Origin of the sequence: Priestia sp. SIMBA_032, from assembly GCF_046535215.1 — a bacterium.
Classification (GTDB): Bacteria; Bacillota; Bacilli; order Bacillales; family Bacillaceae_H; genus Priestia; species Priestia aryabhattai.
Genome location: NZ_JAWRXD010001387.1, coordinates 1 through 243, shown reverse-complemented (window position 1 = coordinate 243; position 243 = coordinate 1). Strand labels below are relative to the sequence as shown.

The window sequence follows — 243 nt, the reverse complement described above, 5'->3', positions numbered from 1 at the left end:
CTGAGACCGCACCTCCGCCAAGATATCGAGCACCTGGACATCGGCCATCGGTTCCTCAACAGGCAGGCCCGAACGCGAAGGCTCGGCGAGCGCTCTCAAAGCTTCGCCCGGCTGCAGTGCAGCCAACAGCACCTTGCCTTGGGAGGTTTTCATGGCAGGGAAGCGGGTGCCGATATCCACGCGCAGTGCAATCAATTTGGGCACCGCAACCCGTGCCACGTAGACGATGTCGGATCCGTCCAG

At 62.1% G+C, this 243-nt stretch carries 1 protein-coding gene; it reads right to left on the bottom strand.

Annotation, left to right across the window (positions count from 1 at the left end; translation table 11 throughout):
* A partial coding sequence (locus SB717_RS38875; protein ID WP_486360821.1) for an IclR family transcriptional regulator domain-containing protein occupies nt 1-243 on the bottom strand: 243 nt, incomplete at both ends.